The sequence below is a fragment of the Pseudomonas sp. MF09156 genome (genome assembly GCF_059862305.1).
Genome location: NZ_JCBCUR010000001.1, coordinates 277,314 through 294,734, shown reverse-complemented (window position 1 = coordinate 294,734; position 17,421 = coordinate 277,314). Strand labels below are relative to the sequence as shown.

Here is a 17,421-nt window from a genome sequence, read left to right as displayed (position 1 = left end):
GGTCTGGTGCTTTCGTCCAATCATAGGATGAATTTTCGTACAGCCTATTCGGAGTTGCCTACGGAAGCAACGCACTAGGATTTTCAGGCGGGCAAAAGAACGGAATTTTCGATTAGTAAAATTACCCTCTGAGGGTAATTATTGAACGCAGGTGTCTTATGGAAAAGTACACACCTCATTACGATTTGGCGGTGATAAAGGCGGATGTCAGGCGGCTTGGCGACAGGGCATTTACCTCAACGGCAAAGCACACAGGAAGAACACTCGGCTTCGACCTTCAGGAGATGCAAGAGGTCGTTTTTCAATTGCAAACTGGGATGCTGTACAAATCAATGACGACCTATGCAGACCATAGGATCTGGCAGGACGTGTACCGCATCAATTCACACGGCATGGAGATTTACATCAAGGTCACTTACCGTCCTGGCGGTAACCCGCCGGTGATCTCCTTCAAGGAGTGCAACTCATGAAAACTCAGCAGTGCTTTATCTGCGGTGCCGCCGACGCCATGGTCCGGTTCGAGGGTCGCAGCGAAACCATTAGCGTCAAGGGCCTGGAACGCCGCGTCGACGATCTTTGCGGCTGGGAATGCGGTGCTTGCGGCGACGGCATGTATGACCCTGACAGCTCGCAGCGCCACGCGAAGGCGGGTGATGAACTGGTCCTCGCCGCGCGGAAAATGATTGGCCAGGAAATGAGGCGTATCCGCCGCAAACTGCACCTGACGCAAAAAGAAGCGGTGCAACTACTATCCGGTGGCGGGCACAACGCCTTTTCCCGGTATGAGTGCGGTGAGCTTCTGCCGCCCAAGCCCTTAGTATTGTTGATGCGTTTACTGGATCGATACCCGCATATGCTCACCGATGCCAAGGAGTTGGCCGATGGGGCTGACCTGCGGGGGTTTTCCCATACCGTGCTGACAGCGGCAGAGGCACTCCAGGCTGGTTGAACCACACAGAACAAACCCGGCGCCAGGCCGGGTTTGCTTTTGAACATCACATCGCAATCAATGCAAAATCTGACTCAAGAACAACTGGGTCCGCTCATTCTGCGGGTTGTCGAAGAAGTCATTGGGCGCCGCCTGTTCCACGATCTCGCCTTTGTCCATAAAGATCACGCGGTTGGCCACGGTGCGCGCAAAGCCCATTTCGTGGGTTACGCACAACATGGTCATGCCGTCCTCAGCCAAGCCGATCATGGTGTCCAGCACCTCCTTGACCATCTCCGGGTCGAGGGCCGAGGTTGGCTCGTCGAACAGCATGATTTTCGGCTTCATGCACAAGGCACGGGCAATGGCCACGCGCTGTTGCTGGCCGCCGGACAATTGCCCCGGAAACTTGTGGGCCTGCTCCGGGATGCGCACGCGCTCCAGGTAGTGCATGGCAATTTCCTCAGCCTTGCGCTTGGGCATCTTGCGCACCCACATCGGCGCCAGCGTGCAGTTCTGCAGGATGGTCAGGTGCGGGAACAGGTTGAAGTGCTGGAACACCATGCCCACTTCGCGGCGCACGCTTTCGATCTGCTTGAGGTCGTTGGTCAGCTCCACGCCATCGACCACGATGCGCCCCTGCTGGTGTTCTTCCAGGCGGTTGAGGCAGCGGATGGTGGTGGATTTGCCCGAGCCCGACGGGCCGCACAGCACGATACGCTCGCCCTGCTTGACGTTGAGGTTGATGTCTTTCAACACATGGAACTGGCCGTACCACTTGTTGACGCCCTGCATCTGGATAATGCCTTCAGGGCTCACAGGCTGTTTGATTGCTTCGCTCATCAAAAGAACTCCTAACGCTTGTGGCCAGTGTCGAGCTTGTGTTCCAAATGAATGGAATAGCGCGACATACCAAAACAGAAAATCCAGAACACCAGGGCCGCGAACACATAGCCCTCAGTAGCCATGCCCAGCCATTTCGGGTCGGAGGCGGCTTGCTTGACGCTGTTGAGCAGGTCGAACAGACCGATGATGATCACCAGGCTCGTGTCCTTGAACAGCGCGATAAAGGTGTTGACGATGCCGGGGATCACCAGCTTCAACGCTTGCGGCAGGATCACCAGGCCCATGCTGCGCCAGTAGCCCAGGCCCATCGCGGCGGCGGCTTCGTATTGCCCCTTGGGAATCGCCTGTAGGCCACCGCGCACCACTTCCGCCACGTAGGCCGACTGGAACAGGATTACGCCGATCAACGCCCGCAGCAGCTTGTCGAAGTTCATGCCTTCTGGCAGGAACAGCGGCAGCATCACAGACGCCATGAACAGCACCGTGATCAACGGCACGCCGCGCCAGAACTCGATAAAGGTCACACAGATCACGCGAATCGCCGGCATCTTGGAGCGCCGCCCCAACGCCAGCACGATGCCCAGCGGCAAGGCGCCAGCGATACCGACGGTGGCGATCACCAGGGTCAGCATCAGCCCGCCCCATTGGCTGGTCGCGACGTTGGCCAGGCCAAGGATTCCGCCGTGCAGCAGGAAGAAGGCGATGATCGGGTACACCACCAGAAAGCCCAGGCCGTAGATCGCCTTGGGTTTAAAACGCGAGATGAACAACGGCGCCACGCCGACGATGGCCAACCACACGGTCAGGTCCACGCGCCAGCGCAGGTCGCCGGGGTAATAGCCGTACATGAATTGCCCGAAGCGCTGCTGGACAAACACCCAGCAGGCGCCCTCCTTGGTGCAATCGGCCTGGGTAGTGCCGACCCAGTTCGCGTCGAGGATCGCCCACTGCACAATCGGCGGCACCACCAAGTAGACCAGGTAGATCGCCAGCAACGTCAGCAGGGTGTTGAACCCACTGGAGAACAGGTTGGCGCGCATCCATGCCATCGGCCCGAACACTTTGTTCGGTGGCGGCATGTCAGGTTTGAAAGTATGGGAAGTCATGCTGGTTTCCTCACCGCTCGATCAGCGCAATGCGCTTGTTGTACCAGTTCATCAGCAGGGAAATGCTGATGCTGATCGCCAGGTACACGCTCATGGTGATGGCAATGACCTCGATGGCCTGGCCGGTCTGGTTGAGCACCGTGCCGGCAAACAGCGACACCATCTCCGGGTAGCCGATGCCGGCGGCCAGGGATGAGTTTTTCGCCAGGTTCAGGTATTGGCTGGTCAAAGGCGGAATGATCACCCGCAGGGCTTGCGGGATAATGACCTTGCGCAGCGTCGGCCCCGGGCGCAGGCCCAGGGAGCGCGCAGCTTCGGTCTGGCCGTGGCTCACCGACTCAATGCCCGAGCGCACGATTTCGGCGATAAACGCGGCGGTGTAGACGGTCAGCGCCAAGGTCAGCGCCAGCAGCTCGGGGATCAATACCCAGCCGCCGACAAAGTTGAAACCCGCAAGCCTGGGTATTTCCCAGTGCAGCGGCACACCGAAGATCAAGGTGCACAACGTCGGAATCACGATGAACAGCGCCAGGCCCGCCCAGAACTTATGGAACGGTACGCCGGTGGCTTCAAAGCGCTTGTTGGCCCAACGCGCCATCAGCACGATTGCCACGATGGCCACCACCACACTGGCCACAAACGGCCAAAAACCGTCGGCCGCCAGCGCCGCCGGCATGTTCAGGCCCCGGGCGCTCATAAAGAAGGTGTCGCCCAGGTTATGGCTGTTGCGCGGCAACGGCATGGTCAGGAACACCGCGAAATACCAGAACAGGATCTGCAACAACGGCGGAATGTTGCGGAACACTTCCACATACACGGTCGCCAGTTTGTTGATCATCCAGTTCGGTGACAGCCGCGCCACCCCAATGACGAAACCGAGCAGCGTCGCCAGGACCACACCGATCACGGTCACCAGCAAGGTGTTGAGCAGGCCGATCACAAAGACCCGGGCATAACTGTCCGATTCGGTATAGTCGATCAAATGCTGAGCGATGCCAAACCCGGCACTGCGCTCCAGGAAGTCGAAACCGGAGGTAATGCCCCGGTGCTGAAGATTGGTTTGCGTGTTGTTAAACAGGTACCAGCCCAACGAGACCACCGCCACGATGGTGATGATCTGGAACAGCCACCCACGCACTTTTGGATCACTGAAGCTGAGCTTCTGTTTTGGTGCGCCGATTTGAGTTTGCATTAAGTGCCCCAGGAATAATGGAACAGAACATCACCCGGCGGTTGGCCCACCGGGTGATAGAACCATCAGCTATCAGCGCACTGGTGGTGCGTATTGAATGCCACCGTTGTTCCACAGCGCGTTCAGGCCACGGTCGATTTCCAGTGGGGTGCTCTTGCCCAGGTTGCGCTCGAACACTTCGCCGTAGTTGCCGACCTGCTTGACGATCTGTACCACCCAGTCCTTCTTCACTTTCAGGTCTTTGCCGTATTCGCCGTCAGCCCCCAGCAGACGCGCAACGTCCGGGTTCTTGGTGGACTTGGCTTGGTCCTCGACGTTTTTCGAGGTGACGCCGGCTTCTTCAGCATTGAGCATGGCGTAGCCTACCCAACGCACGATGGCCAGCCACTCGTCGTCGCCGTTGCGCACGACCGGGCCCAGGGGCTCCTTGGAAATGGTTTCCGGCAATACCACGTAGTCTTTCGGCGCGGCCAGTTTGCTGCGCTGGGCGAACAGTTGCGACTTGTCGGAGGTCAGCACGTCGCAGCGCCCGGACTCCAGGGACTTGGCGCTTTCGTCGGAGGTATCGAAGGTGATCGGGGTGTACTTGAGGTTATTGCCACGGAAGTAGTCGGAAACGTTCAGCTCAGTGGTAGTACCGGCCTGGATGCAGATGGTTGCACCGTCCAGTTCCTTGGCACTTTTTACCCCCAGCTTGCTGTTGACCAAAAAGCCGATGCCGTCGTAGTAGGTGATGAACCCTGGGAATTTCAGGCCCATGCCCGCATCACGGGAGCTGGTCATGGTGGTGTTGCGCGAGAGGATGTCGACTTCGCCAGACTGCAGCGCGGTGAAACGCTCCTTGGCATTCAACTGGCTGAACTTGACCTTGGTCGCGTCACCGAACACGGCAGCGGCCACGGCGCGGCAGTAGTCAGCGTCGATCCCGAGGATCTTGCCGCTGGCATCCGGCACCGAGAACCCCGGTAAACCATCACTGACGCCACATTGCACAAAACCTTTCTTCTGTACCGCATCCAGGGTGGCACCGGCCTGGGCCAGGCCACTGATGCCCAGGACAGTCGCCGCGGTCACGATGGCCAGGGTAGACTTCAATACCTTCATTCAAACCTCCAGTTGCTCTTGTTGTGTCGGAGCTCCAACCTCTGCGCACCCTTATGAGGCGATATCGACCCGTGTTGGCTTTTTTTTGGGTCAAGCGACAGAGGCTTTCGCTGTAATTGCAGCGGCTATCCCAGAGGCGGCAGTCACTGATAGTGTTACCGTCCTCAGATAGTTCTGACATCGACCTACACATAGCAAGCGGCGTACCAGAGTGTCTGCTGAGCCGCTTCAGCCCAGGATCCATCGCAAAACAGTCAACCATGCGACATCTTGTTAACTGAGCCACCGTCCACGCACCGCCCCGACGCCCCCCATCGGCGCGCACGCACATTTTTGGAGCAAACATGACCGAACCCTTGATTCTTCAGCCCGCCAAGCCCGCAGACGCCTGCGTAATCTGGTTGCATGGCCTGGGTGCCGATCGCTACGACTTCCTGCCAGTGGCCGAAGCGTTGCAGGAAACCTTGCTGTCCACGCGCTTTGTATTGCCCCAGGCGCCGACCCGTGCGGTGACCATCAATGGTGGCTACGAGATGCCAAGCTGGTACGACATATTGGCCATGAGTCCGGCACGGGCCATCAGCCGCGAACAGCTGGATGAGTCGGCAGACATGGTCATCGATTTGATCGAACAACAAAAAGCCAGCGGGATAGACGCCTCGCGAATTTTCCTTGCCGGCTTTTCCCAGGGTGGCGCCGTGGTCCTGCACGCCGCGTTTGTGAAATGGCAGGGTGCCTTGGGTGGCGTGCTTGCCCTCTCCACTTATGCGCCGACTTTCAGCGATGAGCTGGAACTGTCCGCCAGCCAGCAGCGAATTCCAGCCCTGTGCCTGCATGGCCAGTACGATGAGGTGGTGCAGAACGCCATGGGCCGCAGCGCCTACGAGCATTTAAAGCTGCGTGGTGTCACCGTGACATGGCAGGAATACCCAATGGGTCACGAGGTGTTACCCGAAGAAATCCGCGACATCGGCACCTGGTTGTCCGGCCGCCTGGGCTCAAAGCCCGCCATTATGTAGCCGCATGACCAACGCACTACGCCGCGCCCGATTCTTGCATTACACTGGCCGGCGTACATTCCTTAACCAATTGATGAGATGACCGTGCTCAAAGCACTCAAGAAGATGTTCGGTAAAAGCGAGGCTGAACCACTCGCCCCTGTTCCCAGCGCCCCTGTCCAAACGTCCGGCAGCCGCAATGATGGTAAACAGCCTGGCCGAACCGCGCCTGTTGCCTCGCCAAAACCGCCGCCCGCCACGCCTGCTGTCCCGGCCCCTGTCGCCGCCCAGCCCGCAGAAGAACCGCCGCGCGCAGAAAAACCGCGCCGCGAACGCGCGCCAAAACCTGTGGTAAAGCCGTGGAAGCTGGAAGACTTCGTGGTCGAGCCCCAAGAGGGCAAGACTCGCTTTCATGACTTCAAGCTGGCTCCGGAACTGATGCACGCCATCCAGGACCTGGGGTTTCCGTATTGCACACCGATCCAGGCCCAGGTCCTGGGCTTTACCCTGGCCGGCAAAGACGCCATCGGCCGCGCCCAGACCGGCACCGGCAAGACCGCTGCGTTCCTGATCTCGATCATTACCCAGTTGCTGCAGACCCCACCGCCCAAAGAGCGCTACATGGGTGAGCCACGGGCGCTGATCATCGCCCCGACCCGCGAACTGGTGGTGCAGATCGCCAAGGACGCCGCCGACCTGACCAAGTACACCGGCCTCAACGTCATGACGTTCGTCGGTGGCATGGACTTCGACAAACAGCTCAAGCACCTGGAAGCGCGGCACTGCGACATCCTGGTCGCCACACCGGGCCGTTTGCTGGACTTCAACCAGCGCGGCGACGTGCACCTGGACATGGTCGAAGTGATGGTGCTGGACGAAGCCGATCGGATGCTCGACATGGGTTTTATCCCACAAGTGCGTCAGATCATTCGCCAGACCCCACCGAAAAACGAGCGCCAGACCCTGCTGTTCTCCGCGACCTTCACCGAAGACGTGATGAACCTTGCCAAGCAATGGACCACCGACCCGTCCATCGTCGAGATCGAGGCACTGAACGTTGCCAGCGAGAACGTCGAGCAGCATATCTATGCCGTGGCCGGTGCCGACAAATACAAGCTGCTCTACAACCTGGTCAACGACAACGGTTGGGAGCGGGTCATGGTGTTTGCCAACCGCAAGGACGAAGTACGGCGCATCGAAGAACGCCTGGTACGCGATGGCGTCAACGCCGCGCAGTTGTCGGGCGATGTGCCGCAGCACAAGCGCATCAAGACCCTGGAAGGCTTTCGCGAGGGCAAGATCCGCGTGCTGGTGGCCACTGATGTGGCGGGCCGCGGGATTCATATCGATGGCATCAGCCACGTGATCAACTTCACCCTGCCGGAAGTGCCGGACGACTACGTACACCGCATCGGCCGTACCGGCCGGGCGGGCGCTGCGGGTGTATCGATCAGCTTTGCCGGGGAAGACGATTCGTATCAATTGCCGTCGATTGAAACCCTGCTGGGCCGCAAGATCAGCTGCGAGACGCCGCCGACACACTTGCTGCGCCCCGTAGAGCGTAAACGCCCTTAAGCTGGATGCGTTAAACCATGTGGGAGCGGGCTTGCTCGCGAATGCGGTGGATCAGTCAATATATCCAGAGACTGACACCCCGCATTCGCGAGCAAGCCCGCTCCCACATTGGCTTTCAGCGCTTTTATATTCAAGGAGGAACCCATGAACCAGGCCGACTACCTCATCATCGGCGGCGGTATCGCCGGTGCCAGCGCCGGTTACTGGCTGTCCCGACACGCCCGCGTCATCGTGCTGGAGCGTGAGTCCATGCCGGGCTATCACGCAACCGGCCGCTCCGCCGCCCTGTACATCGCGGCCTACGGCACGCCGCAAGTGCGCGCCCTGACCCTGGGCAGCCGCGACTTCTTCGATCACCCGCCCGCAGGTTTCAGCGAACACCCCTTGCTCACGCCCCGTGGCGAACTGCTGGTGGACCTGGTGGGCGACCCTGACGAGTTGCAGCGCCAATACCTGAGCGCCAAGGCGCTGGTGCCCGAGACGCGGCTGCTGAGTGCCGAGCAGGCGCTGCGTATGCTGCCGATCCTGCGCGCGGAAAAAGTCCACGGCGCGATCTACGACCCGACGGTCTGCGATATCGACACCGACGCGCTGTACCAGGGCTACTTGCGTGGCATTCGGCGCAATGGCGGGCAAATCCACACCGACAACGAGGTGCAGAAACTGGCCCGTGACGATCAAGGCCAGTGGCAAGTGCGCACCGCGCAACAGCGCTTCAGTGCCCCAGTGATCATCAACGCCGCCGGGGCCTGGGCCGACCAAGTCGCGGAACTGGCCGGCGCCGAAAAAATCGGCCTGCAACCCAAGCGCCGCAGTGCCTTTATCTTCGCCCCGCCGGCAGACGTGAATATCCATGCCTGGCCGGAGCTGGCCGCCCTCGACGGCTCGTTCTACATGAAGCCCGACGCCGGCATGTTCCTCGGCTCCCCGGCCAATGCCGACCCGGTCGAGCCCCACGACGTGCAACCCGAAGAACTGGACATCGCCACGGGGATTTATCACATCGAACAGGCCACCACCCTGAGCATCCGCCGCCCCACGCGCACCTGGGCCGGGCTGCGCAGTTTTGTCAGCGATGGCGACCTGGTGTGTGGCTTTGATCCGCGGGTAGAGGGCTTGTTCTGGGTCGCGGCCCAGGGTGGCTATGGCATCCAGACCTCACCGGCGATGGGCCAGGCCAGCGCGGCGCTGGTGCGTGGGCTGGCGTTACCCGAAGCGTTGGTGGGAGCGGGGTTGACCGAGGCGATGTTGTCGCCCCGGCGTCTGGGTTAATGCGGCGTTTGCCAAGACTACCCTCGATACAATTCCCCCAGGATGGGCTGGCGAATGCGCGAGGCTTCCTCTCTGAATGACTGGTAGAAGCCGGCGCTGCTGCCGGGCATATCGACCACTCGACTGGCAGTGGGTTGTGACTGGGGTTGGGCTGGAGCAGGGCCGCCGCCTTCCGGTCGAGGTGTGGCCGGTGAGCCGACTCTCGCTTGAATCGAGCGCCCCAGATTGGTAAATCTCAATACAGCCCGTGTAGCCCCAAAAAGCTGGCTGTATGGGGTGATGCCCCATTTATCGGTGAATTTGTAGGATAAGCCCAACATGCGTTTGCCCCCCGCGATTAACCCCAAGGCGGCGGGACTTTCCAGCAGTTTTCCGGTTCCGGCCGCCTTTGAGGCCGCAGAGGTGTAGGTCATGTGCCACGAGGTATAAGCCCCCCCAATACCCACTACCAACGAGGCAATTGAAAACCCGAGGGAGGCCCACCCCAGCCTACGGATGATGTGCGAACGGTCCCACCCCATGGCTTTATCAACCTCGGCAGTAGCCAGCCCCGCGACACTCAGCGTCCCGCCGACAACACCGAGCCCCGCTCCGACGGTGATCGCTGCCTTGGAGGCGATAACCCACCCTGTGGCGGCAGCGGCGGCAGCGGCGGCAGCGGCAATCGTAGCGCCAGCCGCAGTCGCAGTGGCTGCCGCGCCCGCAAAAACCCCCGCAACGACCGGCGCCCCCACAGCGGTCATCGCCACTGTTGCCGCAGCTAACCCCGCAGCAACTGACGTTGCCGAAGCTGCAGCAGCTGATACCGTGGCCGCAAGACCGACAGCCCCAAACCCAAGCGTTACCACCGACAACGCCAGTGCTACCCCGGTCAATACCCACTTCACCCAGCCAGGCCACATCCCACTAGGATCGCGCATGTTGATCGGGTTGCCGGCACAGTAGGCATAGCAATTGATCCCCCCCTCATCAAATGGGCCCAACAGATCAGGCTGCAAGAACATCCTCAGGCTAGGACTGTAGGCCCGCAGACCATTACCGAGGAAATACAGGTTGGTCGGCACATCCAGACGCTCGCCATTGAACGCCGGCAGTTGCAGGTCGGCCATGCTGCGGACCTTGCCATCATCCAGGGGGATATATGCATCACCATAGGGCGTGTAGTGCCGGCGGACATGGGGCTGACCGGGAGTTGACAGGCCGCGCACACTACCGCTGGCATCGTTCATATGCAGTTGTGGGCCGTCCACGCCACCACTGCGCGCCATCACCTCATCCCCACCGTCAGCGAAACGGATCTTTTTACTGCCTTCAACCAGCAGATCCAGACGCCTACCGGCGTATGCCAGCATCACGGGCGGTTCAGCGCCCCGGGATGCATGTACCTGGCGCGCCTCGGCATCGTACTTATAGCTGTAGTTGAGGGAGCCGGCCTTCACCGCCGTGAGTTGTTCAAAGCCATTGTACGTATAGGCGTGGCCCTCCGGGCTCGCCTGCAAATTGCCCGCTGCATCATATGCCAGGGTGACATCCTGCACCGGGCGGGTATGGGTCAGGCGGGTCAACTGCGTGGGGTCGGTACCGGTAAAATAACGTTGGCAGGTGTCTTGTGTGCCATCGGCAAATGCAGTGACGACCCGCGTGATGTTATTGAGGCTGTCGAAGGTGTAATCCTCCCCGACAATGCCCCGGCCCAGGTGATCCTTGGGATGTTCAGGCCCCTCACAGCGATAGGTCTTGAGCCGCAGGTAGGCGTCGTAGGTGAAGGTCTCGCCAATGACCACCTGTGAACTCGCATTGCGAAGAAACCGAGTCGCCAACATACCGTTGACGTAATACGTACTGGCCAACACCTGGAACAATGCACCGTTTTGCTCAAAGCGGCGCTCAGCTTCCCGACCCAGCGAGTCGTAGGTCACGCGTGTGAGAATCTTCGTGCTTTCATAGGTGGTGGTCAGGTTCTGCGGCCGGCCCAGGGTGTCGTAAGTCTGTTCGATCACCAGGGGGCCGGTGGTCATCTTGGAAAATCGCCCGAGGGTATCGTATGCAAGCGCACTGCGCTGGCCATCGGCTGAGGTCTGATGCAGCAGGCGCCCTGCGGGGGAGTAGCCATACTGGGAGGTCAGCGACGTACCGCTGGCGGTTTGAATGTCCTTCTCGGGATGGCCGATGGCATCCTGGAAAAGCTCATGGATCAGGCCATTGGTCTCCGAACGCGTCAATGCTCCGCCCACCGGATCATACCGGTAGGTGCTCACCGGCAGTCCTGTCATCTCAATCCGAGTCGGCACATCGAGTTGCTTGTCATAGGTCATGACCTGGCGCCCACCCCGGGGGGAAACCATGGCAATAGGTTCAAACCAACCGGCCTCGTACTCCCAGGTCGTAGCCTGTCCCGTCCCACGCACCTGGCTGGTCATCCGGCCCAGGCTGTCGTAAGTACGGGCCCCCAACCGCTTGCCGTCGACGGTGATGGCACTGGCCAACTCACTGCTGGTTCCTGGGACGTAGTCAGTTTTACTCAGCCGCTGCGGGGTACCGTCGACCGGTTTCTGCAGGGTCGTCACCAGCCGGTCAAACCCGTCGTAAGTCAACTCAGTGAGCGTTTTATTGATATCCAATACCGTCAGGCATCGCCCCAGGCCATCGTAGGTGTACGACTCCACTTCAACTTTATTGTTGCTGGCATCCAGGCGCTCGACCTTGATCGGCTGGTTGTAGGCATTGAAATAGGTGATACGGCGTTCCCCGCCCACAACGCCCTCTTCCGTGAGATTGAGCAGCGGGTCGTACTCATTGATCACTACGCGGCCATCGGCGTGGGTGACACGGCTCGCGTTGCCCCAGCGGTTGTAGGTGTGGGTGCTTTTCAACAAGCGTTGCCCTTCGGTCACGTAATCCATATCGACCACTTCGACGGTTTGCCCGAGCGCGTCATAACGCCAGGTACAAGTGGGTCGCTCCTGATTCGAGCCGATCACCTGTGCTTCGGCCACCTGGCGGCCAGCACCATCATAGTAAGTAATGGCCTTCATCCCTTGCGCATCCGTGGTGATCAAATGGGCACGCGTCACCCCCTGCGCAAAATGGTAGGCGTATTGCCGCGTGGCTTTTTGCGGTGTGCCGGGAGCAACCGTTTCCACCGTCAACCGGCCACTGACGTCGTAAGCCAGATCCAGAGTGCTTTCGCCGTCTCGCGTCATCGACAACAGGCGTCGATTGACCAGCGAAAGCGTGCGCTTGGCCTCGAGCCATTGCCCCTCGCGCCCCTTCAGCCGCCGGGTTTCGAGCACATTATCGCCTTGAATCACGTAACTGAACTCACTGGTCAGCGCCTGCCCGCCGACCGTACTGGTGGCGCTCTTCAACCGGCCAGCCAGCTCGACAGGGGTTTGGTAATAAGTCTGCTGCATGGCCAGCACACCAGCCTGGTTGATGGATTGCTGCAGCACAAAATAGCTACTGCCCGTCTGCGGGACACGTGTGTGGGTATATTCCGTGAGCCGCGCAGCAGGCGCGCCTCCTACGGGCACGAGTCGCTCTTCTTTGAGGTAGCGCTGGAACAAACCGTGGGGGTCGGCAGGGCACTTGCCGCTTTCTCCCGCAATCGGGTAATAGCTGTATTCGGTACGGATACCGGAGGGCTCAGTGCGACTGAGTTCGTTGCCGTAGTCGTCAGTTTCTATCTGCTGGATCTCTTCCCTCGGGGTACCACCAGCCACTAGCTCATAGCGTTTGGTGATGGTTTTGGCAAGGTGGAGATTGGCTGGCTGGGCGGGAAACAGGCCGGGGACCGTGTTGTACGTGATGTTCATTTGGGTCCGCGTCCCCTCACGCGTAACCCGTTCTTCGGTCAACAGGTGAAACTTGTTATAGGTGGTGCGGCTGACGCTCAGCACCGCATTATTAGCACTGCGGCTGGTCTCTTCGGTCCAGTAGTCATAAGCGCTGCCTACCAAGTACAGGTTGTCTTCGCCTTCGCGAAAACCGCCGGAGAACGGGTAACCGGTAAAATTCTTGCCCTGACTGTAGGCATAGGTCCGGATCATGTCCGGCTGACTGGCCCCTGGTGTCTGCACCCAACGGACGACCCGTGGAATGTATTGGTTGTTGGCATATTGGTGCCCGTTCTCCTCATAACTAATCAGTTCCTCCCCACCCATCGGCGAATAAACTCGCTTAATAGGGACCAGGCCGTTGCGAAACTCCGGCCAGTATTCAAACGCATAAGCCGCAGCGCCGGGCGGTTCACTACGATCATAGGGGGCCGTCACTCTCGTCAAAAGATTATTGATCTGTGTAAACTGAATGCGGGCATAACGCCCCCCTTCGACCCGAGCATCTACGTACGACAAACGCCCGGTGGAGTAGGTCAGAACAAGTAGATCTTCTTGCTTATGGTTGAGGATCCGCTCCAAAAAACCTGTAGTGCCGTACCGGAAAGTCAAGCGCTCGCCATTCTCGAACAATATAGCGTCTATCCGGTACGGCACAGTACTGCTTGTGCGACGTAAAACTTCTACAGATCCATCTTTGTAAATTACATGCAGCGTATTGGTATCCGGCCGTTTGACGACTAGATCTTTTAACTTGTAATCCTTGAATATCATCGTGCCGCCTACCGAAGGCAGACCACTGGTTTGATATCTTCCGCCATTGAGCAAGGTAAAATTCAGGCTGACCAAATCAAATGAAGTATTACTGAGCTGCCATCCGATACCGTAAGGGCTATTAATTGAATTAAGCATAGAAAACGACAGCATAATATCCCGACTCACCTCTTGTGGGCCTTCAGGATACAAAGTGGCCAAGCGAATTTGCCCACCATACTGCCCCGTGCGCGGATCAACTGAACCGTTGAGATACGAACTGAAATTAAAAGCATTAGAATAGACATTCATTTTTAACTCCTCAACTGTACAGACAACCAGCAAAATAGTTAAATCCAAACGCACACTACATACCCGAACTCGCCATCAGAAATCGCACACTCACGCATCTCTCAGTTCTAAACTACGCCCACTGTCCGCCTTCTCTATAAAAAATCTATGCTCACATCCAAAATTATCCCAGACACGCAATGTACTTTTTGTATCACCTTCAACAATTGGATTTTTTGTCCAAATTTTCACTACACGAAAAATAGTAGACACAACATTGTATTCAATATAAGGATTAAGAAAGTTAGCATTTCTCTGAACATCATGAGTCCGAAGCTTCAAGCCTGGCACATCTTTTTGCAAGACAACACCGGCCTTACAATACCGATATCCATCTCTGTTGATTTTTTGCGAAAATGACGTTTGAAAGTAATCACCCTCATCATTGACTTGCAAAGGGTTGTCAAGCCCCATCGTGGAGACAATCCTCAGTCCCGCCGGTGGATTATAATAAAAAACATCTGCGTCACTATTAGCATCATGCTGCGCATCAAAATCATGATAAACTGTCAAATCGCGCACGCTTAGACGGTATGGTCTAATCGGAAGAATATCAATTGAACTACCACCTGGAGTAGATATCGGATTAGTTGTATAAACAACCCCATCTATTATGATTCTGGCCATGAATTTTTGAGTTTCGATCGGAGTGGTCGAGTCGAAACGCATATACCGATCAATTATTTCTGAAAAAGGTACCGAACCATTATCATCCGGGCCTATGTTGCGTTGCTCATCTTCCATGATGCCATCTCTCACCCAGCGTCCCGTGTCAAACATATTTTTTTCAACATCACACGACCATCCAGGCGGCAATACTTCGTGTACATTTGTTGAGTAACGTGTAATCGTCACACTAGCACGCTGCTCTGCAGTCAGTGGAACAGGACCTGTATCCTCGCGCTCCAATATCACCTCGACCTGGACCTTGCACTGATGACGACCGTTGCTATAAAGAGCATCCGTCCAAGTTTGATTATTAGGAAGTTTTATCTTGAAATAGGTCAACTTCAGGTCTGGCCCCTTATCTTTTATACGCAATCCTTCATAGTTAGGACCGGCCGACTCCAATACAAACTGATGTAAGTTTCCAAAATTATCTATTAAACTCCATGTGCTATTCGAGTCGTGCGTAACATCAACTTTCAAAGCAAGAGATCGTGCCGTTATTGCCCTCATGATTGTCGGCCGCATATCAGTCCGCACATAATAATTGTAAACCGGAATACCGTAAGGCTTGAATATATCCGACCGCATAACGGGAGAGTTCCCCTTATTAACAACTACCCCCCCCTTATGGGGAGTGTGATTGCCCTGTTTTGCATAAGCGTAACCAGTCTGAAAATGGTCACCCTCGTAGTCCATATCCAACGGCCGGTCAAGACCTTCTTGCGCAACGAACACCACCCCAGCAGGAGGAGTCCAATAATATACCGTCGCATAGAACGTTGTATCCGAAACTGCTGCATGTTTATACTCAACCAAATCTTTCACAGAGAGTCTAAATGGAACCACTGGCTGGAGGGTAACCGACGAATCAAAACCGCTATCTTCCGCCAACGACTTGGTTTTATAAACCTGACCGTTCAAAACCATACATGCTACAAGTCTGACTGACTCCATAGAGCCTTGCGAACTGAAACGCAAGTAACGAGAAACCCTCTGAACCAGGGGACCCGGATTATAATCAGTTGGTTTCAGTTCTACTTTTTTATCACCTTCCCAAAGCCCTTCACTGTAAATATTTTTTCTCTCATCACAACTCCAACCACTAGGTAAAAATCCTCCATCTTCTGAAAAAAACGAAACAACTCTGATACTTTCAATTTCTTCATCAGTTAATTCAGTACGCTCCCATACCCCAATTCTATTTGGGCACTCTTTTATTACTTCAACAACAACCTCACATTGATGGCGCCCGTTGGCATAAAGATTATCCGTAAAGTTCGAGCCATCCGGGCATGTAACCCTGAAATGGGAAAGCCTGGACAGTTTATTTTCCTCAGTCATTTTTTTCTCCCTGAAACTTTCATCTTCGATGAAGTACAATCGGAGGCATAACTACTTAATACAGCCTGGTTATCTCTAAAGGAAAACCCAATGCCCGTGAGTGTAATTAAGTATTAAAGGAGAATGACGAACAACTGTCAGAATTGACAGTTGTGCAGAACCTTTTGGCCTAAACCAAAGGTTTTATAGGTCAAATAGAGCTAGTAGTGGGTGCTGCTCGCCACTACCAGCGATCCGCCGCCGCATGATCACTGTCGCGCCCCTCCACCCAGCGCGGCCCCTCACTGGTGTTTTCCTTCTTCCAGAACGGCGCGCGGGTCTTGAGGTAGTCCATCACAAACGCACAGGCATCAAACGCCGCCTGGCGATGGGCACTGGCAGCCGCCACGAACACGATGGGCTCGCCAGGCTCCAGGGCGCCGATGCGGTGCAGCACTTCCAGCTTGAGCAGCGGCCAGCGCTGCTCAGCCTCGACAGCGATCTTGGCCAGGGCCTTTTCGGTCATGCCGGGGTAGTGTTCGAGGAACATCCCCGCCACATCGAGGCCGTCGTTGAAATCGCGTACATAGCCGACAAAGCTCACCACTGCGCCCACGCCTACATTGGCGGCGTGCATGGCGTTGACTTCGGCGCCGGGGTCAAAGGGTTGGGCTTGCACACGAATGGCCATGGTCAGCCTCCGGTCACGGGCGGGAAGAAGGCCACTTCATCGCCGGCCTGCAAAGGCTCGTCGAGGGCGCACAGTTCCTGGTTGCGCGCGCACATCAGGCTGGCCTCATTGAGCACCTCGAAGCCAGGATCTGCGGCCAGTGCCTGGCGCACGGCATCGACGGTGGCGAAGTCGCCTTCGACCTCCAGGGACTCCAGGCCTACCGCCTCGTTGTAGCGTGCAAAAAACAGTACGTGGATGCTCATGCCTGGTCCGCCTTGAAATGCCCGCTTTTGCCGCCGAGTTTTTCCAGCAGGCGGATGTTCTCGATGGTCATGCCACGGTCCACCGCCTTGCACATGTCGTAGATGGTCAGCGCGGCGACACTGGCGGCCGTCAGCGCTTCCATTTCCACGCCGGTCTGCCCGGACAGTTTGCAGCGGGCGATGATGTGTACGGTATTTTCCCCTTCGGCGGCCAGTTCAACCTTGACGCCCGTCAACATCAGCGGATGGCACAGGGGGATCAGGTCGCTGGTTTTCTTCGCCGCCTGGATCCCGGCGATGCGGGCCACGGCGAACACATCGCCCTTGGGGTGGGCGCCGTCGACGATCATTTGCAGGGTCTGGGGCAGCATGCGCACCCGCGCTTCGGCCACGGCTTCACGGAACGTCACGGTTTTGTCGGTGACGTCGACCATATGGGCACGGCCCTGGGAATCGAGATGAGTCAGCACGGGGATACTCCTGATCAGAAGCCCCCGATTGTAAACCCAACGCAGATCAAAAGGTGGGAGCTGGC

At 57.4% G+C, this 17,421-nt stretch carries 14 protein-coding genes; 5 read left to right on the top strand and 9 right to left on the bottom strand.

Annotated elements, in window-relative coordinates:
- The first annotated feature begins 158 nt into the window (after nt 1-158).
- Together AC19YY_RS01355 and AC19YY_RS01350 are read left to right on the top strand one after the other, a co-directional pair.
- A complete protein-coding gene (locus AC19YY_RS01355) occupies nt 159-470 on the top strand; it encodes a type II toxin-antitoxin system MqsR family toxin (RefSeq protein WP_500603784.1) in 312 nt (103 codons plus the stop codon).
- The gene (locus AC19YY_RS01350; protein WP_500603783.1) at nt 467-949 is read left to right on the top strand and encodes a type II toxin-antitoxin system MqsA family antitoxin; all 483 of its coding nucleotides are present in this window, start codon (nt 467-469) and stop codon (nt 947-949) included. The genes AC19YY_RS01355 and AC19YY_RS01350 overlap by 4 nt, the downstream gene beginning before the upstream one ends.
- Before the next feature lie 57 nt (nt 950-1,006).
- On the opposite strand, the gene AC19YY_RS01345 is transcribed toward AC19YY_RS01350, so the two are convergent.
- The 4 genes from AC19YY_RS01345 to AC19YY_RS01330 all read right to left on the bottom strand — a co-directional run bounded on the left by AC19YY_RS01345 (nt 1,007) and on the right by AC19YY_RS01330 (nt 5,176).
- Nucleotides 1,007-1,771: an amino acid ABC transporter ATP-binding protein gene (locus AC19YY_RS01345; RefSeq protein WP_169954530.1), complete on the bottom strand. Its 765-nt coding sequence runs from the start codon at nt 1,769-1,771 to the stop codon at nt 1,007-1,009.
- A gap of 11 nt (nt 1,772-1,782) precedes the next feature.
- Nucleotides 1,783-2,880 (bottom strand): amino acid ABC transporter permease, encoded by a 1,098-nt coding sequence (locus AC19YY_RS01340; RefSeq protein WP_172312063.1) that lies wholly within the window; start codon nt 2,878-2,880, stop codon nt 1,783-1,785.
- A 10-nt stretch (nt 2,881-2,890) separates the two neighbouring features.
- Nucleotides 2,891-4,072, bottom strand: coding sequence for an amino acid ABC transporter permease (locus AC19YY_RS01335; RefSeq protein WP_170041785.1), 1,182 nt, complete (start codon nt 4,070-4,072; stop codon nt 2,891-2,893).
- Nucleotides 4,073-4,144: 72 nt separating this feature from the next.
- Nucleotides 4,145-5,176, bottom strand: coding sequence for an amino acid ABC transporter substrate-binding protein (locus tag AC19YY_RS01330; protein WP_169954533.1), 1,032 nt, complete (start codon nt 5,174-5,176; stop codon nt 4,145-4,147).
- Between the two features lie 344 nt (nt 5,177-5,520).
- On the opposite strand from AC19YY_RS01330, the gene AC19YY_RS01325 reads away from it, so the two are divergent.
- The 3 genes from AC19YY_RS01325 to AC19YY_RS01315 all read left to right on the top strand — a co-directional run bounded on the left by AC19YY_RS01325 (nt 5,521) and on the right by AC19YY_RS01315 (nt 9,021).
- Complete coding sequence (locus tag AC19YY_RS01325) at nt 5,521-6,195, top strand: alpha/beta hydrolase (protein WP_169954534.1); 675 nt, start codon at nt 5,521-5,523, stop codon at nt 6,193-6,195.
- A gap of 78 nt (nt 6,196-6,273) precedes the next feature.
- The gene (gene rhlB, locus AC19YY_RS01320; protein WP_169954535.1) at nt 6,274-7,749 is read left to right on the top strand and encodes an ATP-dependent RNA helicase RhlB; all 1,476 of its coding nucleotides are present in this window, start codon (nt 6,274-6,276) and stop codon (nt 7,747-7,749) included.
- Nucleotides 7,750-7,893: 144 nt separating this feature from the next.
- A complete protein-coding gene (locus AC19YY_RS01315; RefSeq protein WP_500603782.1) occupies nt 7,894-9,021 on the top strand; it encodes an NAD(P)/FAD-dependent oxidoreductase in 1,128 nt (375 codons plus the stop codon).
- Nucleotides 9,022-9,038: 17 nt separating this feature from the next.
- Here AC19YY_RS01315 and AC19YY_RS01310 read toward each other — a convergent pair whose 3' ends face one another.
- From AC19YY_RS01310 to moaC, 5 genes are all read right to left on the bottom strand, one after another.
- Nucleotides 9,039-13,922 carry an RHS repeat domain-containing protein gene (locus AC19YY_RS01310; RefSeq protein WP_500603781.1) on the bottom strand — a complete coding sequence of 1,628 codons (4,884 nt, stop codon included), beginning with the start codon at nt 13,920-13,922 and terminating at the stop codon, nt 9,039-9,041.
- Nucleotides 13,923-14,012: 90 nt separating this feature from the next.
- The gene (locus AC19YY_RS01305) at nt 14,013-15,971 is read right to left on the bottom strand and encodes a hypothetical protein (RefSeq protein WP_500603780.1); all 1,959 of its coding nucleotides are present in this window, start codon (nt 15,969-15,971) and stop codon (nt 14,013-14,015) included.
- 223 nt (nt 15,972-16,194) lie between these two features.
- Nucleotides 16,195-16,641: a molybdopterin synthase catalytic subunit MoaE gene (gene moaE, locus AC19YY_RS01300; protein WP_169954539.1), complete on the bottom strand. Its 447-nt coding sequence runs from the start codon at nt 16,639-16,641 to the stop codon at nt 16,195-16,197.
- A gap of 2 nt (nt 16,642-16,643) precedes the next feature.
- Entirely contained in the window at nt 16,644-16,886 is a 243-nt protein-coding gene (moaD, locus tag AC19YY_RS01295) for a molybdopterin converting factor subunit 1 (protein ID WP_500603779.1), read from the bottom strand.
- Nucleotides 16,883-17,356, bottom strand: a complete 474-nt coding sequence (gene moaC / locus AC19YY_RS01290; protein WP_057438233.1) for a cyclic pyranopterin monophosphate synthase MoaC — start codon at nt 17,354-17,356, stop codon at nt 16,883-16,885. The genes moaD and moaC overlap by 4 nt, the downstream gene beginning before the upstream one ends.
- Between the last annotated feature and the right edge of the window lie 65 nt (nt 17,357-17,421).

What these genes read in the sequence shown, in the direction of transcription:
- AC19YY_RS01325 (WP_169954534.1), top strand. Translation starts at nt 5,521, where the DNA reads ATGACCGAACCCTTGATTCTTCAGCCCGCCAAGCCCGCAGACGCCTGC.
- moaE (WP_169954539.1), bottom strand. Translation starts at nt 16,641, where the DNA reads ATGGCCATTCGTGTGCAAGCCCAACCCTTTGACCCCGGCGCCGAAGTC.
- rhlB (WP_169954535.1), top strand. Translation starts at nt 6,274, where the DNA reads ATGACCGTGCTCAAAGCACTCAAGAAGATGTTCGGTAAAAGCGAGGCT.
- moaD (WP_500603779.1), bottom strand. Translation starts at nt 16,886, where the DNA reads ATGAGCATCCACGTACTGTTTTTTGCACGCTACAACGAGGCGGTAGGC.
- AC19YY_RS01340 (WP_172312063.1), bottom strand. Translation starts at nt 2,880, where the DNA reads ATGACTTCCCATACTTTCAAACCTGACATGCCGCCACCGAACAAAGTG.
- AC19YY_RS01355 (WP_500603784.1), top strand. Translation starts at nt 159, where the DNA reads ATGGAAAAGTACACACCTCATTACGATTTGGCGGTGATAAAGGCGGAT.
- AC19YY_RS01305 (WP_500603780.1), bottom strand. Translation starts at nt 15,971, where the DNA reads ATGACTGAGGAAAATAAACTGTCCAGGCTTTCCCATTTCAGGGTTACA.
- AC19YY_RS01345 (WP_169954530.1), bottom strand. Translation starts at nt 1,771, where the DNA reads ATGAGCGAAGCAATCAAACAGCCTGTGAGCCCTGAAGGCATTATCCAG.
- AC19YY_RS01310 (WP_500603781.1), bottom strand. Translation starts at nt 13,922, where the DNA reads ATGAATGTCTATTCTAATGCTTTTAATTTCAGTTCGTATCTCAACGGT.
- AC19YY_RS01335 (WP_170041785.1), bottom strand. Translation starts at nt 4,072, where the DNA reads ATGCAAACTCAAATCGGCGCACCAAAACAGAAGCTCAGCTTCAGTGAT.
- AC19YY_RS01330 (WP_169954533.1), bottom strand. Translation starts at nt 5,176, where the DNA reads ATGAAGGTATTGAAGTCTACCCTGGCCATCGTGACCGCGGCGACTGTC.
- AC19YY_RS01350 (WP_500603783.1), top strand. Translation starts at nt 467, where the DNA reads ATGAAAACTCAGCAGTGCTTTATCTGCGGTGCCGCCGACGCCATGGTC.
- AC19YY_RS01315 (WP_500603782.1), top strand. Translation starts at nt 7,894, where the DNA reads ATGAACCAGGCCGACTACCTCATCATCGGCGGCGGTATCGCCGGTGCC.